Genomic DNA, 17,307 nt, shown 5'->3' with positions numbered 1-17,307 from the left:
TATACTCATGACAAGATGGGAAATGTCCTTACAGAGGGCCATGTTGTAAGTTCTGCGGAAGACATGTTTGAAGTTATTTCTGTAAATAAGACATACACTTACGATGGTAAGAACCGCGTAAAGACTGAGACAGACGGCGAAGGCAATGTAACAACATACAAGTATGATAAGAACGATAACCTTATCTGCAAGACAGACGCTCTTGGCGGAAAGACTATAAACGAATACGATGGTCTTAACAGACTCATTAAGACAACAGACCCTGTTGGCAGAGAAACATCTTATACCTTTGATAAGAATGGAAATCTTAAGACCACAACAGATGCATCAGGTATTATCACTGAGAACCACTACGATAATAACCTGCTTATTAAGGTTACCCAGAGAGCAAAGGCTGATGAGGATGTTGAGATAACAATAAATGAGTACACCTACGATGACCTTGGAAGAATGGCTACTCAGGTAGAAAGAGATGGCTTTACTCTTAACTATGAGTACGACAAGGTTGGAAGGGTAGTTAAGACTACTGCTTCAAATGGCAGAATCATTGAATATTCCTATGATCCAATGGGAAGAGTTATCGCTAAGAAAGACTGTGAAGCTGTTACAAGATACGCTTACACAGGAACTGGAAAGCTTAAGAGTGTCATCGATGCTCTTGGAAACGAGAGCAGATATACATACAACGAACTTGATCTTCTTTGCAGGGTTGAGAGATTTGATGGTATCAAGGATGATGTAGATGATGAAAAGGCAAGTCTTGTAAACTCAGAGAAACTTGTGAATACAGAAAGTAGAGTTTTTGAACCAGACTCTGCTAAAGCAGAAGAAGAGTTAAGTATCGGTCTTATGAATTCTATCTGTGAAGAGACAGATGATAACCAAATCTCAGTGGATTCAGCTATTGCTGAGCAGAGAGAAAATGATAACCATGCATATCCTCAGGTTGACAGAAAAGGCCATGTAACAATCTACACACATGACCTCTCTGGTAAAGTTATCAGCGTAACAGATGCCCTTGGAAACAAAGATGTCTATAAGTATGACAGAAAGGGTGAACTCTGCGCTGAGACAGACCGTGATGGTAACGAAACTATCTACACAAGAGACAACAACGGCAACATTACTGGTATCAAGTATTCTAACGGTGAACAAATCAAATACAGCTACAATGCCCTTAACATCCTTAAGGAAGTCGAAGACCATCTTGGAATCACTAAGATTGATTCAGATGCTGTAGGTAGAACTACACAGGTTACAACTCCAGATGGACAGAGCGTTGGCTATGAGTATGGTCCTGACGATGTTAAGACAGCCATCATCTATCCAGACGGAAAGAGACTTGAGTACAAGTATGATGCTTTCAGAAAGCTTGTGGAACTTAGTGACCTTAATGCCACAACTGGATCTGTTAAGTATTACTACGATTCAAATGCAAGACTTATAAAGAAGGCATTCCCTAATGGAACAACCACTTCCTACGATTACTATCAGGGAGGTTTGTTAAAGACACTCATAAATACTGACAGAGAAGGTGTTCTGGATAGATTTGATTATACCTATAACGAAAAAGGCAACAGAACAGCCATCGAGAAATACAGACGTGGTCTTGATAACTTAAGCGGTATCTACGCTTACAGCTATGATGAAGTGGGTCGTCTCGAAGGCGTATCAAGAGAAGGAGAGACTCTCTCTTCATACGTATATGATGCTTTCGGTAACAGAATAAGTAAGTTCGAGAACAATGCAAAGACCTTCTATTCATACGATGTTCAGGACAGGCTCATTTCTAAGAGTGACAATAACGGTGTAGATCCTACACCAGTTATCACAACATACTCTTATGACAACCGAGGAAATCTTGTGGCTGAGTATAAGAACGATGTCTTAGATAGAGAGTATACATATAGTTCAAGAAACCTTCTTGAAAAAGCGAAGTTAAATGCTGATCCTTCAAAGGACCAGTCTATTTCCTATGACTATAACTACCTTGGACAGAGAGTAAATAAGAAGTCCGCAAATAGTGAAATTTCATACCTTACAGACATCACAATGGATCACAACAACCTTCTTGCTCAGTCTGTAAACGGCAAGACATCTATGTTCACATATGATGACAAGGTAGTAAGCATGGAGAATGAGAGCACAAACGCATTCTATCTCCTTGATGAACTTGGAAGTACCATGTACCTCACAGATGCAGAAGGTCTTTCATCAGATGCTTACGCCTACGATGTATTTGGTAGCAGACTTGATGTGAGTACGGGAAAGAAGGCAGTTCTTGACAGCCTCATCCAGCCATTTACATTTACTGGCTATAGAGAAGAGGAAAATGGCCTCTGCTTTGCGCAGGCAAGAAGTTATGTTCCAGAAACAGGTAGATTTATAGGAGAGGATAAAGTCAGAGGATTACTATATACTCCGGATTCAATAAACCATTATATCTACTGCTTCAACGATCCTGAAGACTATGTAGATAGAAATGGTTTATATCCAACTAGTTCTAATACTAACTTAGAGCAGTCAGATGGATCAACTGGAGAATCTATACCAGATGCAGCAACTGGATCAGGTTATGGATCAGGTACTCAGTCTACAGATGGCTCAGGACAAGGAAACTACGCAAATGGCTCTGTTGATAATACTTCTGTAGATAAGTACGGACATAGTAGACTTGACCCAGCTAACTATGATTATTATGCAACAAAGCTTGTAGAGGCAACCGAGGCGTTGTGTGATGATGATCCATCAAATGATGCGCAGGCTTTGGCTCTAATTAATGAATTAATCAATATTGGATTTTATATAGAAGAAAAAGACGGTTCAAAAACGCTAATGTATGATGTCGAATTTCTGAATTATTGTAAAGGCAAAGCAGGACGTGATAGTCTGCTATATGGTCTTATGGATGATTGGGGGAATTTTATAGATGATAATGGACGAGTTTCATCTTTTGATGGAATAAGTTGGACTCCAACTTATTCTCTAAAAATATCCGAACTTGGTGCGGGATATAAGTTAATTCTGAATGTTGATAGTAAGTGGGGACTAGGGCAAGAAATTAAAAATCAGCAGGTGGCTTATGCTACTACATATGAATTGGCTCAAAAATATTTTTATAAAGACGGAGAATTGAATTGGGATGTCATTGAAAGTTGGTATAAATTAGAGGGAGTGGATGATGATTCGGTTGAGTACGATGTATTGGCATTGGCTATGATGGGTATGGATGATTCTGAAATTGAGAAGTTAATCAGTATGTCTGAATATGTTGTATGCGATGTACCATTAACATCAATCGAAATATATGAAGTAAGTGATAAACTAAAAGTTTTAGCAGACAGATACCTACTTACAGCAAAGGCTTGGGAAGAGCTTGGCATAAGAGATGAATATAATAGCTCGAGAGCGGTAGCTGTCAAACTTATTGCAAATGCAATGTTAGAGTTAGGGAATCAACAAGAACATATAGTTACAATGACATATACGCTAGATAGCAAGGGGAGAAGGATTTATTCTGTTGAAGTAGCATATTGGCCAGATTCAAATGATTGCACAGATATATATAATAGTTGCAAGTTTGTTGTATATCCAACTTCTGTTAATGGAATGTCTACAAGTACATATTTGGGCTATGAAGCAAGTTCCAATGTAGCAACGCTTATTGGAAATATTTTTGAGCCAGTGGATAGTTATATTATTGATCAAGTTGTAAGTTCATGTTGTAAATACCTTGACGTTGCAGTTTCACAAGCTAAAGTTGTTGCTGAATCTATAAAAATATACCAAAATAATGTTGTTGCTTCAGGAACGATAAAGATTATTGATTATAGTAATACTGTACAATGCATGTTTATTACAGGAAATGTTGTGCATATTACCGGATTAGGTGTGGATTATGTGGCTGTTGCTGAATCCCAGTTTAATGATGTTATGTTGTATATTGCTGTTGAAGCATATAATAGTGCCAAGTGTATTAGCCCCAAAATGACAGTTGATGATATTAAAAAAGCTTTTATGGAAGATAGTGAAGTATTTAAAAATTATAAAGTGTGGTATGTTGAACAAGGTGGTTCAGATAATGCAGAGTCATATTTGCAAAAGTTAAGCGAGAAATTAGGTGTTAGCAGAGATGAACTAAAAAGAATGAGTTTTAAAGAATTCCAGGAACTGTTGGAGGAAAAAGATTCATGAAAAAAAAGATTTTTGGGGGGGCGATAGTTACCTTAATTGTTTTAAGTATTTCTTGTATGTTTATTAGAAATGTTCAAAAAGATAAAGCGGAAAAAGAATATGACCTGCAAAGGCTGTATAATATGCAGAATACAGCATTTGGTATTAGTAGAGACAGTTATAGCGAGAGCATTCATTATCACGGCAGTGATGAGCTAGATATATCAAGACTGGAGATATGTTTATATGTGTTTTCCAAAGCTAAACCTAATAATGCACTAGGTGTAAAGGATATTCAGGAATATTTAAGTTGTGAATATGATGATGAGGGTAATTTAAGAATCTATTCACAGCCTGAAGACATTGCACTATACATTCGATGGTTTTGCGAGGGTGGAAGTGAAGATGTATTAGATTTTACCAGCAAGATAAATTCGTATTTGGAAAATAATGGCTACAAGTGCGATTATACGGAGCTTAGCTTAGAGGATTTACAAGAGATTCTTACTTTGGTGAGTGAATGATTTTGAAAGGAAAACAATGAAAAAACTGAGCTAGGTGCCAGGTACTTTTAAGAGTTTGTTAAAGGGATTTAAATCGGTCTTAAAGGTACCTGGCACCAATGTTTTCATAAATATAAGGCCGACACTTTTAATGTTTTTTCTGAAATTTTGTCAGGTCAGCGAGGTGCTAACGCAGAATTAAGAAAAATTAAGGCGCAGATACAAGCTGAGCTTGAAAAGAAAGAAAAAAGGATAATGATTGATACTGTCATTGATATAGTTGGCATTTCAAGTCCATTTTTAAAAAGTGTATTAAATGTTGGGGCGGATTATGTATTTGATAGCTCCAAGGCTGGTAATGGTGCAAATCTTACAAAAGAGGCAATCAAAAAGAAGTTTCCGGGGAATGAGGGGCTGAACAATCTTGCTAGCGGAACTAGTTCTGTAATATCAGCGATTTCTAAATTTATAGTAACGTTCGATGATTACAAGAAAAGAATGGAAAAGGCTCAAGATGTTATGAAAATACTTGATTTTTATTCTTTCAATAGTGGAGCTCAGAAAGTGGGATTGTATGATTATGATGTTATAAGAATGGTACAAGAATGGAATAATAAAGGAATGGCATGTTTGTGTGATGTGCATTGTTATCTCGAATTGGAAAACATATATCGATAAAAGAGACTATATGCATATACATTGTTTTTACAAGCCTCAACGGATTCATTCACATAATTAATTATTATCTGGGGTTTCTGGGAATAGAGGCAGATATAGTCTTTTATGCTATTAAACTTATGATCTGCGTGCTTACATGTATAGCTGTCAAGGCAAATGCCAAGGATGGAAGCAAGGTTATAAGTAGAATAATGCACGGTATTATCCTGTGCGACGCTGCTGAGTTATTTATTACCTGTACAGAGACTCAGGTAAAGGGGGTTGCACTTGCGTTATTTTGCATAGCATTTGCGGTTAAGATGTTCATGGACTATTGTCTGTTTTGCTATCTGGCAGCAGACAAGCGCCTCAAACTCTTTTGGAGATTGACAAATGTTTTGATTATCGCTTGTTCTATTCTGTTTGTTTTTGTCTATGGATTTCTTTATTGTGTCTATGGATTGCTGATATTAAGAGTGGTGCTTGCATTCTTAATGGTTAAAAGAGCTAACGCCTTAAGCTTAACCAGAGATGGGCAGCAGAACTTGATTGAAAAACTTACAAATAGACCCGTCAACATATTTGTTCGAATCGGTCTGATCTGCGTAGCTGTTTTAATGATAGCTCTTTTCACATGGTTATACAGACCATATGGCAGGTATGATATAGCGGTTACAGATGAAGTTCATGTTAGCTCTTATTACGCAGAACTTCATGAAGAGAAGGGGAATCTCTATAGATATACTGAATGCAACAGGTTCCCTGAATGGTCTGGTTTCTATAGGGAGAAATGGGGGCTGGTCAATGTAAAGACAGGCAATGCTATAGAGGCGATGTCTTCTATCCGTGGCTGTGATCTGGTTTTTGATGAATCAGGAATAGCTTGGGATTACAATGGGCACTTTTTTGATCTCGATGGAAATGTTGTGATCAGTGTTCCTAAGAGTGTGTATGCCAAGAAATCCATAAGAACAGCGTTGCTTAATAAGGTACTGGGATTTACCAGAGATAAGGAAACTAAAGGTATTCCATGTAATATTCGATGGGATTTGAATGAGAGAATGATAATGTCCTATGATGGTTATTATTTCAAAAATGATGTAGCTCTTTATTATTCTGAAGTAGAAGGGGCAGTTGGACTTATAAACAAAGATGGGAACATAGTTCTGAGGCCTCAGATAATACGCTTTTTTTTATCGCCGAATAGTGATTATTCTTTGTTGGAATGTGACCAGAAAATTACAGGATACAGGAATGTTATCAATGAGAAGGGCAAATTCCTGTTTGATCGATTTGTTGACTGGGATGATATTGAGGTAAGCGATTCAACGCACCTGATGGTGGCAGACAGACATAATGGGGCAATCGATACCGTGGTTGATGGTAATGGAAAACTGATCAGTGACGCAGAGTTTGGGCACCCGGACGTGGAATGCGGCGATATCATTACGCTCACAAGAATCAAAAAAGATGGTAAAGAACTTGATAAATATACTACGGTAGCCATGGATGGCAGCGGCAATATCATATTTGAATCGGAACTGTATAGTAAGTACTACGCCTATGCAGATTCTGATGGAACTATTAAATACCTCCTGGGTGAGCTGCATCAGGGTAACAGATGGGCTTTTATAGATGTTCAGGGTAATGATATTGCTAATAAGCATTTCGAAAATGTCAAAGTATTTGATTCATCTGACGGAGCGGAGAAGCCCTTTGCCATCTGCTTCGACACAGAAAGCTATTCCATGACTTTTGTTTATTTTGATGGATCAGTTTTTGATATGGAATACAAGTATGTAGAAAGAGATGCAGACAAGAAGCTTATCAAGGTTAGTAAAAAAGATGAGAATGGAACGATTCTCTATAACTATCTGGACTATGAGGGGAACCTGGTCTCTGATGAGTGGAGTATGGAATAAAGGCACCTGGCGCCATGGCTGAAGAACAATTAGACAACTATAGTGCAATCCCATGGTTTCTAAGAAAATCATGGAAGGTACAAAGAATTATTGGTGTGGCACTGCCGGGGAAATTAAGGTAAAATTAGAGGTAACAAAAATCTCTTTGGAGGTATGGGGTATGGGTAAAGTTTTTCACGTAGATAAGCAGATCGCCAACAAAAACGTTGAAGATTCCATCACAGAATGGACCAAAGTTGTTAAGTACGACGACATCAACGCAGAGAACAGACTCTTTGGCGGACGCCTTATGGAATGGATAGATGAAGTTGCTGGAACAGTAGCCATCAGACATTCAGGCAATCCTATTGCTACAGCAGCAATCGACAACATGCAGTTCAAGCAGGGCGCGGTTCTTGGGGATGTGCTGGTGATGATCGGTAAGATCACCTATGTAGGAAGGACTTCCATGGAAGTTCGCGTAGATACTTATGTTGAGGATGTCAGAACCGGTATGAGACACGTTCTTAACAGAGCTTATCTTACAGAGGTCTGCATCGACCACGACGGCACAGCAGCAGTGGTTCCTTACGGACTTAACGTTCGCACAGAGAATGAGAAGGCTGAATGGGAAGGGGCGCTTAAGAGACGCGAGTTAAGACGCCAGCGCAGGATGGAAGGATTCTAATGGCGCTGTAATGGTGCTGAGACACTTCATAAAAAAAGCATAAACCCATTGAAAATAGTGAGATTGAGTGTTAAAATTTTGTCATATGGCGGATTTTAACACTCTTTTTTGTTCCATAAATCTATGAAACAAGCGAGTGCCAAAGAAAATAAGTGGAGGTCTTTTTATGAGTAAGAATTTTGATGATATCTTGGCAAAGCTTAAGACAGCCAGCACCAAGAAGATGTCTGTTGCAGTAGCACAGGACACACACGTACTTGAGGCAGTTAAGATTGCCAAAGAGAGGGGAATCGTAGATTCTATCTTAGTTGGTGACAAGGATCTTATCGAGGAGAAGGCAAAAGAGGTTGGAATGAACCTTGCAGACTTCGAGATCATCGATGTTAAGGATACAATCGAGGCTGCACGTACAGCTGTTTCTCTTGTTTCAAGCGGCAAGGCTGATATCTATATGAAGGGTGCCCTTGAGTCTAAGGACTTCCTTAAGAGTGTTCTTGATAAGGAGGTTGGTCTTAGAACTGGTCGTCCTCTTTCACACGTTTGTGTATTTGAAATTCCTGGCATTGATCGTCTTTTGTTCCTTACAGACGTTGCATTCATGCCATATCCAACACTTGAAGATAAAAAGGTTATCATTGAGTATACAGTAGATGTAGCTAGAGCTTGCGGTGTTGACTGCCCTAAGGTAGCTCCTCTTGCAGCAGTTGAGGTTGTTAACCCTAAGATGCCTGTAACTGTTGAGGCTGCTGAGCTTACTAAGATGAACGAGGCTGGCGAGATCAAGAACTGCATCGTTGATGGACCTCTTTCTATGGACCTTGCAATTGACCCTGAGGCTGCTAAGCACAAGGCTGGCGCTATGGATCGTAAGATCGTAGGCGACGCTGATATCCTTCTTTTCCCAGATATCCACGCTGGTAACCTTACATACAAGACTATCGTTAGACTTGCAACAGTTAAGAACGGTAACATCCTTACAGGTACAAAGGCTCCTGTAATCCTTACATCAAGATCAGATTCAGTTGAGGTTAAGGTTAACTCTATCGCACTTGCTGCAGTTGTTGCTGCTAATAATAAAGGAGAATAATTATGATAAAGAGCTTAGTTATTAATCCAGGTTCAACATCTACAAAGGTTGGTATCTTAGAGGACGAGACCCTTGTAAAAGAGGAAACTCTTCGCCACTCAACAGAGGAGATCAACCAGTACGCCACAATTTTTGACCAGAAGGATTTCCGTAAGAATATCATTCTTGATTTCCTTAAAAAAGAGAACATCGACATGAAGTCCTTTGACGTTATCGTTGGTAGAGGCGGACTCCTTCGTCCTATCCCAGGCGGTACATACGAGTGTACAGATGCTCTTCTCGATGACCTTCGTAAGGGCGTTCAGGGCCAGCATGCTTCTAACCTTGGCGGTATCCTTGCAAGAGAAATTGCTGATGAGATCGGTGTTCCTTCATACATCGTTGACCCAGTAGTAGTTGACGAGATGGAGCCAGTTGCTAGAATTTCTGGTGTTCCAGAGATCGAGCGTGTATCTATCGACCATCCTCTTAATCAGAAGGCTGTTGCCAGAAGATATGCTAAGTCAATTGGCAAAAGATATGACGAGATCAGTGTAATCGTTGTTCACATGGGTGGTGGTACATCAACAGCTGTTCACAAGAACGGTAAGATGATCGATGTATTCGCAGCACTTAACGGTGACGGTGCATTCTCACCAGAGAGAGCAAACGGCATCCCAGCTAAGGCTCTTGTAGATATGTGCTTCTCGGGCAAGTATACATACGATGAGATGAAGAAGAAGATCGTTGGTGGCGGCGGACTTAACGCATACCTTGGAACCAACGATATGAGAACAGTTAACAAGATGTGCGAAGACGGTGATGAGAAGGCAATTCTTGTCCGCGACGCATTCATCTATCAGATCTGCAAGAACATCGGTGCCCTTGCTACAGTTCTTAAGGGCCAGGTTGATCAGATCATCCTTACAGGCGGTATCGCATACGGCCAGGTTATCACAGACGCCATCAAGGAGCGCGTTGAGTGGATCTGCCCAGTTACTGTATATCCTGGTGAGGACGAGCTTCTTGCTCTTGCACAGGGCGCTATCCGTGTAATGAACGGCGAAGAGAAGGCTCAGCAGTACTAATAAAAAGAACTATGAAGACATGTGTAGGTTTACTCCTGCACATGTCTTTTTTCATTTATAATAAAAAATAATAAAAAAAGTGAAGACAATTCCAAATGTGATTCGTTATATCTATTGAAAGCAGATAAATAACAAAAAGCAAAAGGAAAAAGTATGGGGGAGACAGGTTCTAAGGAAAAGTTAATAGAGCTTATGAATAGATACAAGAATCTGGTCTTTTCTGTATGCCTTAAGCTTACTGGGGACTATTTTGCCGCGGAGGATATTGCCCAGGAGACGTTTATATCGGCTTACCAGCATCTGAACGACTTTGATGGGGCTTCTGAGAAGGCGTGGCTGTGCAGGATAGCCAGTAACAAGTGCATTGACTATCTAAGGTCCGCGGAGCGTCGCGCAGTTCCGGTTTCTGAGGAAGCTCTTTTGCAAAATGAGGAATCAAGGGATGGCCCATCAAGGACCTTTGAGACAAGGGATGTGTTAGAACAGGTAAGGGATAACTGCAAAGCCTTGCCGGATGGCTATTCGGAGATTTCCCAGATGTATTTCATCAAAGGGATGACGGCAAAAGAAATAGCCCAGGTCACGGGAATTCCGCTAAAGACGGTACAGACCAAGATCTACAGGGCCCGGGAAATGCTAAAGAAAACCGTAAGAAAGGAGGATCTGCTGGCATGAGTAAGGATTATGAATACTTAAGTGATGAAGAGTTAAAAGAGCTCATGGAAGCCATCGAGGGTGATGAAGACGAGATGGTCAGTGCTCCAGAGGACTTTGAAGCTCAGGTTCTGGACTTCATAGAAGAGCAGGAGAAGATAACTCAGAAGAGAAATTCCAAGCAGGTCAGGTTCAAGACGGTTTCTGGTAAGAAGGATGACAAGAAGGCATTTGATTATGCCATCTACTGCGCCAAAGTTCTGGTTTCAGTAGCAGCCGCAATAATACTTCTTATCATTCTTCCGCAGATCAGCGGAATAGCACCATTTGGCGGAAGTGTTCCAAGTCGCGAAGAGGTGGTTTCCACAGCCAACATAGTAACTAAGGATGAAGTCCTGGCTGGTTACAACACCAAGTCCCGTGAGGAAGTTCTTAACGAAAACAACGATGAAGGCGGCTTATTACCTAAGCTGCAGATGATATTTGACCATACAAGGGAGGGTTAAATTATGAAACCTAAGAAGAAAAACGGATTCTTTACTTTTTTATGCATCTTCTGCCCAGGAGCAGCAGAGATGTACATTGGATATCTTAAAAACGGACTTACTCTGATGGGAGCCTTTGCGCTGTCTATAGTGCTCCTTGGAACCACAGAATTTGGCGCATTTGCAGCTACTACAGCACTTATCTGGTTCTTTGGATTCTTCCATGCTATAAATGTGTCCAAGATGGACGAGGCAAGCATTGCTGAACATGAGGATATGTATATCTGGGAAGAGTTCCTGGGAGACAGAGTAGCAAAGGTATCAAGCGCTAAGATGAGAGGTATTATGGCAGCAGTCCTTATTATTGTTGGTCTTGGAATGCTTTGGAACTATGTTTCTGAGATCATAGTAAGACTTATCCCTGATTATTACTGGGAGTTCCTGTATCCTATCATCTATAAGATTCCTAATATTGCAGTTGCCATCGCACTTATCTTTGGTGGTTTGGCTCTTATCCGCGGCAAGAAGAAGCAGATGGAAGTTCCTACTGTGGAGGCCCAGGTTGTTAATAGTAGCTCTTTTATCGAGCAGAAGGATTCTAAGGAGGCGTGATTATGGAAAAAACTATGAGAGTCCACAGGGTTGGCTCCATAACTGCAGGGCTTTCCATGATTGCCCTGGGAGTGGCAGCTCTTTTGCATCTGATAACTGGGATTATCAGCTATGAGAGCATCTTCAGGCTATGGCCAATAATGATAATCGGCCTTGGCATAGAGCTTCTGATTTCCAACTTCCTGACGGAAAAGATAGTCTACGACAAGGCCGCCATATTTCTTTTGATAATTATTACGTTCTTCGCCATGGGTATGGCGGGGGCAGATATGTGTTTACAATATATCAGCGCCAACGGAGTGTGGTAAGTTGGCATCAGAGCACAGTAGCTTTAATCAAGCTCCTGTGCTTTATATATTGCCTCTGCATAGCCTACAGTTCCTTTAATGGTTTCCGGATCAAGGCCTGCATAGGCATCATCTGAATAGAAGCCCTCAGAACCAGGGTATTCATAATAAGTAAATATCTGTTTGATGTAGCCATCTTCAAAGGTGTAGACGTTTATTGTGGTACTGTTACTACTGCTGGAGTCTTCGCATAGCTCCATAACTCCGTCATCATTTACATCCACCAGGGTGTACTTAAATGAATAATCAAAGTGGTTGATGAAGATCATTTGTGAGTAGGCTTCTCCAATGGAATAGCTCTTTTCGTTTTCTGACACATAGTAAAAGAGATAGTTCTTTATGGAATCCATGTCGTAGGAGGAAAGCTCTGATTCCAGGGTAAGGCCAAGGGTTTCAAGGGTAGAGGAGTAATAATCTCTGCCGCCATCCAAAAGAATTCTTATGTGCTCTTTGGAGTCCTTGTTACCAACAAGGATAATGTCGTTTCTGCCATCGGCATTGATGTCGGTACATTCTACCTCGGCAATGGACTCCAGGTCACATCTAAAGGCGTTTAACAGATTTCTGTTTTGTATCATTCTGACTTCATAATCATTACATACAATAAGCTGAATTTTGCCGTCGTACTGTGGCATATCAATGTCTATGATCTGGCTGCAGATTTCTTCCCACATGGTCTGGTTGGAAACTGCCATAAATACGCCGTTTTCCTCTTTGCAGCAGTAGATCATGTCTGCTTCATAGTCGAATCCACGAGTAACACGAAGGTAGTAGGTGTCGCCATCTTTTTTACCATCAGTAACCTGATAGGAATAGCCGCCTCCTTCGGACCTTTGAACATAGTATTTGTCGTACTTTTCAAGGTATACGCCGTCGAAGGGAACAGTACCTGGCTTAAATTCAACGCCGGTGTATTTGGTGATGTAGGCTTCAAGGGTAGCCCTGTCAAAAGAGTATACGCCGTAAACTTCATCGCTGTATCCGGTGTAGGCATAGTAATCTGCCTGCTCTTCGTCGGTGGTATCTTCCATGATATCTGCCCCCAGATAGAATACGTCGTACCAGTCTATGTCATTAACAGTTTCGTAGGAATGGGTTAAAAGTCCGCCGTATTCCTGGGTACTAAACAGTTCAGCAAAGCTCTCAAGTTCCTTTTTGGAAAGCTCTTCTCCTGGAGCAGCCTCTATTGGGTCTACATAGGCCTGGGCGTCATAAGAATCTTCATCTTCATTGTCGGAGGCTTCTTCAGAACTTTCAGAATCTTCACTGGACGCGTCCTGATCTTCTGCGTCTTTATCATCCTTACTTGATTCTTCACTGGCTTCTTCTGTTGCTGAATTGTCTCCGAAGCTGATATTGGATATTCCAAAAAAGCTACAACCTGTACAGTTAATGGCTGTAATAATGCCAAGAATAAGGCTTGCTATCTTCCCTGATTTTTTAAATGCTTTCTTGTTTAGCATGATTTCTTTCAATCCTGTCCCTGGTGATTTCGGCGGATTATTCCTTTCTTTGAATTTGTTGTGATTTACAGTCTTGTGACTGCTGATATTATCAATTTATCCTCACTTATTATACAGATTGAAAATGAAAAATGTTGCAGTATACTTGTCTATAGTATGTAAAAAGATATTTCGGAATAAGCGTTTGGAAACGATAAAGGAGAAGGGTATGAGAGCAGTTGTCACCAGGGTTTTATCAGCATCAGTTAAGATAGATGGAAAAGAGATATCATCAATTGATAAGGGTTTCCTGGTTCTTTTAGGGGTTCATACCAGCGATACCAAGGAGCAGGCATTGAAGATTGCAGACAAGATCTGCGGCCTTAGAGTATTTGAGGATGAAAATGGCAAGATGAATATTGGACCTAAGGATGCCGGGGCTAAGCTCCTTATTGTGAGCCAGTTTACGCTGTATGCGGACTGTAGCTCCAGAAGACCTGGATTTACAGAGGCGGCAAGACCGGAAATCTCTGAGCCTTTGTATGAGCTTGTGGTGGAAGAGTGCAGAAACAGAGGCTTTGAAGTGGGAACAGGAGTGTTTGGCGCAGACATGAAGGTTGAGTCAGTTAATGACGGCCCAGTGACCATTCTCCTTGATACTAAGGACTTTATGAAGTAAGATGGCATTTGTATGCCTTGATTTGGGATAATATATGTATTTCTTTATGATAATACTTGCGCTTTTGGGAGTTCTTTTCTATTCGAAACTATATCCTCAGTACAAAGACAAAATGATAACTGCCTATGGACTGGTCTGTCCCTACATGTACGGCGTAGGTAAGATCGGATGCGCCTTTTCGGGGTGCTGCGGCGGGGGAGCTAAGATTTTACTGGATTTCTTAAGGGATACACATGGGGAGCAAATAATATCTGTGAACCAGATTATCTGTATCGGTGTGATGATAGCTCTTTTTACATTAAGACGAATATTTGGATTCGGAGTAAAAGCAGATGAAATCTGAGCTTGTTATTGGTTGAAGTATTTGGGTAAATCTGCTACAATGTACAACGGACTTTTGCTAAAATATTGGGTTAGTGCACCCTTTTTTCAGGAGTATAGAGATGAGTATTATTGATAAGATTATTGGAACACACAGTGAGAGAGAGCTTAAGAGAATCCGCTCTACAGTAGATGCTATCGAGGCTATGAGACCAGATATGCAGAAGCTGTCAGATGAGGAACTCAGAGGCAAGACTGAGGAGTTCAAGAAGAGACTTGCAGATGGCGAGACTCTTGATGATATCATGCCTGAGGCTTACGCAGTAGTAAGAGAGGCTGGTAAGAGAGTACTTGGAATGGAGCACTTCAGAGTACAGCTTATTGGTGGAATCATTCTTCACCAGGGCCGTATCGCTGAGATGAGAACTGGTGAAGGTAAGACCCTTGTGGCTACACTTCCTTCATATCTTGATGCCCTCGTTGGTAAGGGTGTTCACGTGGTTACAGTTAACGATTACCTTGCTAAGCGTGATGCTGAGTGGATGGGTAAGATCCATGAGTTCTTAGGACTTACAGTTGGTGTCGTTCTTAACAGCATGACTTCAGAAGAGAGAAAGGCAGCTTATGCCTGCGATATCACATACGTAACTAACAATGAGCTTGGTTTCGATTACCTTCGTGATAACATGGCTATCTACAAGGAACAGTGCGTTCTTCGTGGCCTTAACTTTGCTATCATCGATGAGATTGACTCCATCCTTATTGATGAGGCCAGAACACCTCTTATTATTTCTGGTCAGTCTGACAAGTCAACTAAGCTCTACGAGGCTTGCGATATTCTTGCCAAGCAGATGACTCGTGGTGAGGATATGGAAGATCTTTCCAAGATGGATGCCATCATGGGTGTTGAGAGAGAAGAGACTGGTGACTTCATCGTTAATGAGAAGGATAAGATCGTTAACCTTACAGAGCAGGGTGTTGCTAAGGTTGAGAGATTCTTCCGTATTGAGAACCTTGCTGATCCTGAGAACCTTGAGATCCAGCACAACATTATCCTTGCTCTTCGTGCTAACAACCTTATGCAGAAGGACCATGATTATATCGTTAAGGATGATGAGGTCCTTATCGTAGATGAGTTTACAGGACGTATCATGCCAGGTCGTCGTTATTCTGATGGTCTCCACCAGGCTATCGAGGCTAAGGAGCATGTTAAGGTTAAGAGAGAGTCTAAGACTCTTGCTACTATTACTTTCCAGAACTTCTTTAACAAGTTTGAGAAGAAGTGCGGTATGACTGGTACAGCTCTTACTGAGGAAAGAGAGTTCCGTGATATTTACGGACTTGATGTTATCGAGATTCCTACCAATGAGCCTGTTATCCGTAAGGATCTTCAGGATGCGGTTTATAAGACAAAGAGAGAGAAGCTCAACGCCATCTGTGATGCAGTTGAGGCAGCTCACGAAAAGGGACAGCCAGTACTTGTTGGTACTATTACAATTGAGGCTTCTGAAGAGCTTTCTAAGCTCCTTAGAAAGAGAGGCATCCAGCACCAGGTACTTAATGCTAAGTTCCATGAGATGGAGGCTGAGATCGTAGCAGAGGCTGGTAAGCATGGCGCTGTTACAATCGCTACTAACATGGCTGGTCGTGGTACCGATATTAAGCTTGATGAGGATTCAAGAGCAGCTGGTGGTCTTAAGATCATCGGTACTGAGAGACATGAATCAAGACGAATTGATAACCAGCTCCGTGGACGTTCAGGACGTCAGGGAGATCCTGGTGAATCTAAGTTCTATCTTTCACTTGAAGATAATCTGATGCGTCTGTTTGGTTCAGAGAGACTTATTGCAATGTTCAATGCACTTAAGATTCCTGAGGGCCAGGAGATCGAGCACGCATCACTTTCACGTGCCATTGAGTCAGCTCAGAAGAAGATCGAGTCTAACCACTACGGTGCAAGAAGAGACCTTCTTGAGTATGACCAGGTTAACAACGAGCAGAGAGAGATCATCTATGCAGAGCGTAAGAAGGTTCTTGATGGAGAATCACTTCGCGATTCTATCTACAAGATGATTACAGATATAGTAGAAGACAGCGTTGAGACAGTAGTTGGTGAGGTTACTAACGCAGATGACTGGAACCTTGCAGAGCTCAATGAGCTTCTTCTTCCAACAGTTCCTCTTAAGAAGATCACAAGAGGCAGAATTGACAACCTTACTAAGGACGGACTTAAGCAGCAGCTTAAGGAAGAGGCAGTTAAGCTTTACGAGGCTAAGGAAGCTGAATTCCCAGAGCCAGAGACAATCCGTGAGATCGAGCGTGTCATCCTCCTTAAGGTTATCGACAGAAAGTGGATGGATCACATCGACGATATGGATCAGCTCCGTCAGGGTATCACTCTTCAGGCTTATGCCCAGAGAGATCCTAAGATTGAGTACAAGCTTGCTGGTTATGAGATGTTCGATGATATGACTAAGGCTATCAGAGAGGATACAGTTAGACTCTTGTTCCACGTTCACATCGAAGAGAAGGTTGAGCGTGAGCAGATCGCCAAGGTTACAGGAACTAACAAGGATGATTCCGCAGTTAAGACTCCTACTAAGAGAGTTGAGCCTAAGGTTTATCCTAACGATCCATGTCCATGTGGAAGTGGCAAGAAGTATAAGAACTGCCACGGTAAGATGTAATAGT

The 17,307-nt window shown here is 41.2% G+C and carries 15 protein-coding genes; 14 read left to right on the top strand and 1 reads right to left on the bottom strand.

Annotated features, from left to right (window positions below; translation table 11 throughout):
* From T541_RS19325 to T541_RS0109830, 11 genes are all read left to right on the top strand, one after another.
* On the top strand, nt 1-4,194 hold a 4,194-nt coding region (locus T541_RS19325), incomplete at its 5' end, for an RHS repeat domain-containing protein (protein WP_197025166.1).
* A complete protein-coding gene (locus tag T541_RS0109875; RefSeq protein ID WP_026652583.1) occupies nt 4,191-4,697 on the top strand; it encodes a hypothetical protein in 507 nt (168 codons plus the stop codon). The genes T541_RS19325 and T541_RS0109875, both read left to right, overlap by 4 nt.
* Before the next feature lie 147 nt (nt 4,698-4,844).
* Nucleotides 4,845-5,354: a hypothetical protein gene (locus tag T541_RS0109870; protein ID WP_026652582.1), complete on the top strand. Its 510-nt coding sequence runs from the start codon at nt 4,845-4,847 to the stop codon at nt 5,352-5,354.
* 119 nt (nt 5,355-5,473) lie between these two features.
* Complete coding sequence (locus T541_RS0109865; protein WP_026652580.1) at nt 5,474-7,255, top strand: hypothetical protein; 1,782 nt, start codon at nt 5,474-5,476, stop codon at nt 7,253-7,255.
* A gap of 160 nt (nt 7,256-7,415) precedes the next feature.
* Nucleotides 7,416-7,922 carry an acyl-CoA thioesterase gene (locus T541_RS0109860; protein ID WP_034466672.1) on the top strand — a complete coding sequence of 169 codons (507 nt, stop codon included), beginning with the start codon at nt 7,416-7,418 and terminating at the stop codon, nt 7,920-7,922.
* A gap of 166 nt (nt 7,923-8,088) precedes the next feature.
* On the top strand, nt 8,089-9,009 hold the full coding sequence (gene ptb, locus T541_RS0109855; RefSeq protein ID WP_026652578.1) for a phosphate butyryltransferase: 921 nt from the start codon (nt 8,089-8,091) through the stop codon (nt 9,007-9,009).
* Nucleotides 9,010-9,011: 2 nt separating this feature from the next.
* On the top strand, nt 9,012-10,076 hold the full coding sequence (gene buk, locus T541_RS0109850) for a butyrate kinase (protein WP_034466669.1): 1,065 nt from the start codon (nt 9,012-9,014) through the stop codon (nt 10,074-10,076).
* Nucleotides 10,077-10,229: 153 nt separating this feature from the next.
* The gene (locus T541_RS0109845; protein WP_026652576.1) at nt 10,230-10,751 is read left to right on the top strand and encodes an RNA polymerase sigma factor; all 522 of its coding nucleotides are present in this window, start codon (nt 10,230-10,232) and stop codon (nt 10,749-10,751) included.
* Nucleotides 10,748-11,236, top strand: a complete 489-nt coding sequence (locus T541_RS0109840) for a hypothetical protein (RefSeq protein WP_026652575.1) — start codon at nt 10,748-10,750, stop codon at nt 11,234-11,236. The genes T541_RS0109845 and T541_RS0109840 overlap by 4 nt, the downstream gene beginning before the upstream one ends.
* Nucleotides 11,237-11,239: 3 nt before the next feature.
* A complete protein-coding gene (locus tag T541_RS0109835) occupies nt 11,240-11,827 on the top strand; it encodes a hypothetical protein (protein WP_026652574.1) in 588 nt (195 codons plus the stop codon).
* A 2-nt stretch (nt 11,828-11,829) separates the two neighbouring features.
* On the top strand, nt 11,830-12,135 hold the full coding sequence (locus T541_RS0109830) for a LiaI-LiaF-like domain-containing protein (RefSeq protein WP_051538184.1): 306 nt from the start codon (nt 11,830-11,832) through the stop codon (nt 12,133-12,135).
* A 23-nt stretch (nt 12,136-12,158) separates the two neighbouring features.
* Here the strand turns inward: T541_RS0109830 and T541_RS0109825 are convergent, their stop codons facing one another.
* Nucleotides 12,159-13,637, bottom strand: coding sequence for a hypothetical protein (locus T541_RS0109825; protein WP_026652571.1), 1,479 nt, complete (start codon nt 13,635-13,637; stop codon nt 12,159-12,161).
* 208 nt (nt 13,638-13,845) lie between these two features.
* Here T541_RS0109825 and dtd point away from each other — a divergent pair, with 208 nt between their 5' ends.
* The 3 genes from dtd to secA all read left to right on the top strand — a co-directional run bounded on the left by dtd (nt 13,846) and on the right by secA (nt 17,303).
* Nucleotides 13,846-14,295, top strand: coding sequence for a D-aminoacyl-tRNA deacylase (dtd, locus tag T541_RS0109820; protein WP_026652570.1), 450 nt, complete (start codon nt 13,846-13,848; stop codon nt 14,293-14,295).
* 34 nt (nt 14,296-14,329) lie between these two features.
* A complete protein-coding gene (locus T541_RS0109815) occupies nt 14,330-14,638 on the top strand; it encodes a hypothetical protein (protein ID WP_026652569.1) in 309 nt (102 codons plus the stop codon).
* A gap of 100 nt (nt 14,639-14,738) precedes the next feature.
* Nucleotides 14,739-17,303 (top strand): preprotein translocase subunit SecA, encoded by a 2,565-nt coding sequence (gene secA, locus T541_RS0109810; protein WP_026652568.1) that lies wholly within the window; start codon nt 14,739-14,741, stop codon nt 17,301-17,303.
* Nucleotides 17,304-17,307: the final 4 nt, after the last annotated feature.

It is taken from the genome of Butyrivibrio proteoclasticus P6B7 (assembly GCF_000622085.1).
GTDB lineage: Bacteria > Bacillota > Clostridia > Lachnospirales > Lachnospiraceae > Butyrivibrio > Butyrivibrio proteoclasticus_A.
The sequence above is the reverse complement of the archived record's forward strand: the minus strand, read 5'-3'. Positions and strand labels throughout refer to the sequence as shown.

Coding starts and splice junctions, on each gene's coding strand:
- T541_RS0109875 (WP_026652583.1), top strand. CDS start 4,191: ATGAAAAAAAAGATTTTTGGGGGGGCGATAGTTACCTTAATTGTTTTA.
- T541_RS0109865 (WP_026652580.1), top strand. CDS start 5,474: ATGATCTGCGTGCTTACATGTATAGCTGTCAAGGCAAATGCCAAGGAT.
- T541_RS0109860 (WP_034466672.1), top strand. CDS start 7,416: ATGGGTAAAGTTTTTCACGTAGATAAGCAGATCGCCAACAAAAACGTT.
- ptb (WP_026652578.1), top strand. CDS start 8,089: ATGAGTAAGAATTTTGATGATATCTTGGCAAAGCTTAAGACAGCCAGC.
- buk (WP_034466669.1), top strand. CDS start 9,012: ATGATAAAGAGCTTAGTTATTAATCCAGGTTCAACATCTACAAAGGTT.
- T541_RS0109845 (WP_026652576.1), top strand. CDS start 10,230: ATGGGGGAGACAGGTTCTAAGGAAAAGTTAATAGAGCTTATGAATAGA.
- T541_RS0109840 (WP_026652575.1), top strand. CDS start 10,748: ATGAGTAAGGATTATGAATACTTAAGTGATGAAGAGTTAAAAGAGCTC.
- T541_RS0109835 (WP_026652574.1), top strand. CDS start 11,240: ATGAAACCTAAGAAGAAAAACGGATTCTTTACTTTTTTATGCATCTTC.
- T541_RS0109830 (WP_051538184.1), top strand. CDS start 11,830: ATGGAAAAAACTATGAGAGTCCACAGGGTTGGCTCCATAACTGCAGGG.
- T541_RS0109825 (WP_026652571.1), bottom strand. CDS start 13,637: ATGCTAAACAAGAAAGCATTTAAAAAATCAGGGAAGATAGCAAGCCTT.
- dtd (WP_026652570.1), top strand. CDS start 13,846: ATGAGAGCAGTTGTCACCAGGGTTTTATCAGCATCAGTTAAGATAGAT.
- T541_RS0109815 (WP_026652569.1), top strand. CDS start 14,330: ATGTATTTCTTTATGATAATACTTGCGCTTTTGGGAGTTCTTTTCTAT.
- secA (WP_026652568.1), top strand. CDS start 14,739: ATGAGTATTATTGATAAGATTATTGGAACACACAGTGAGAGAGAGCTT.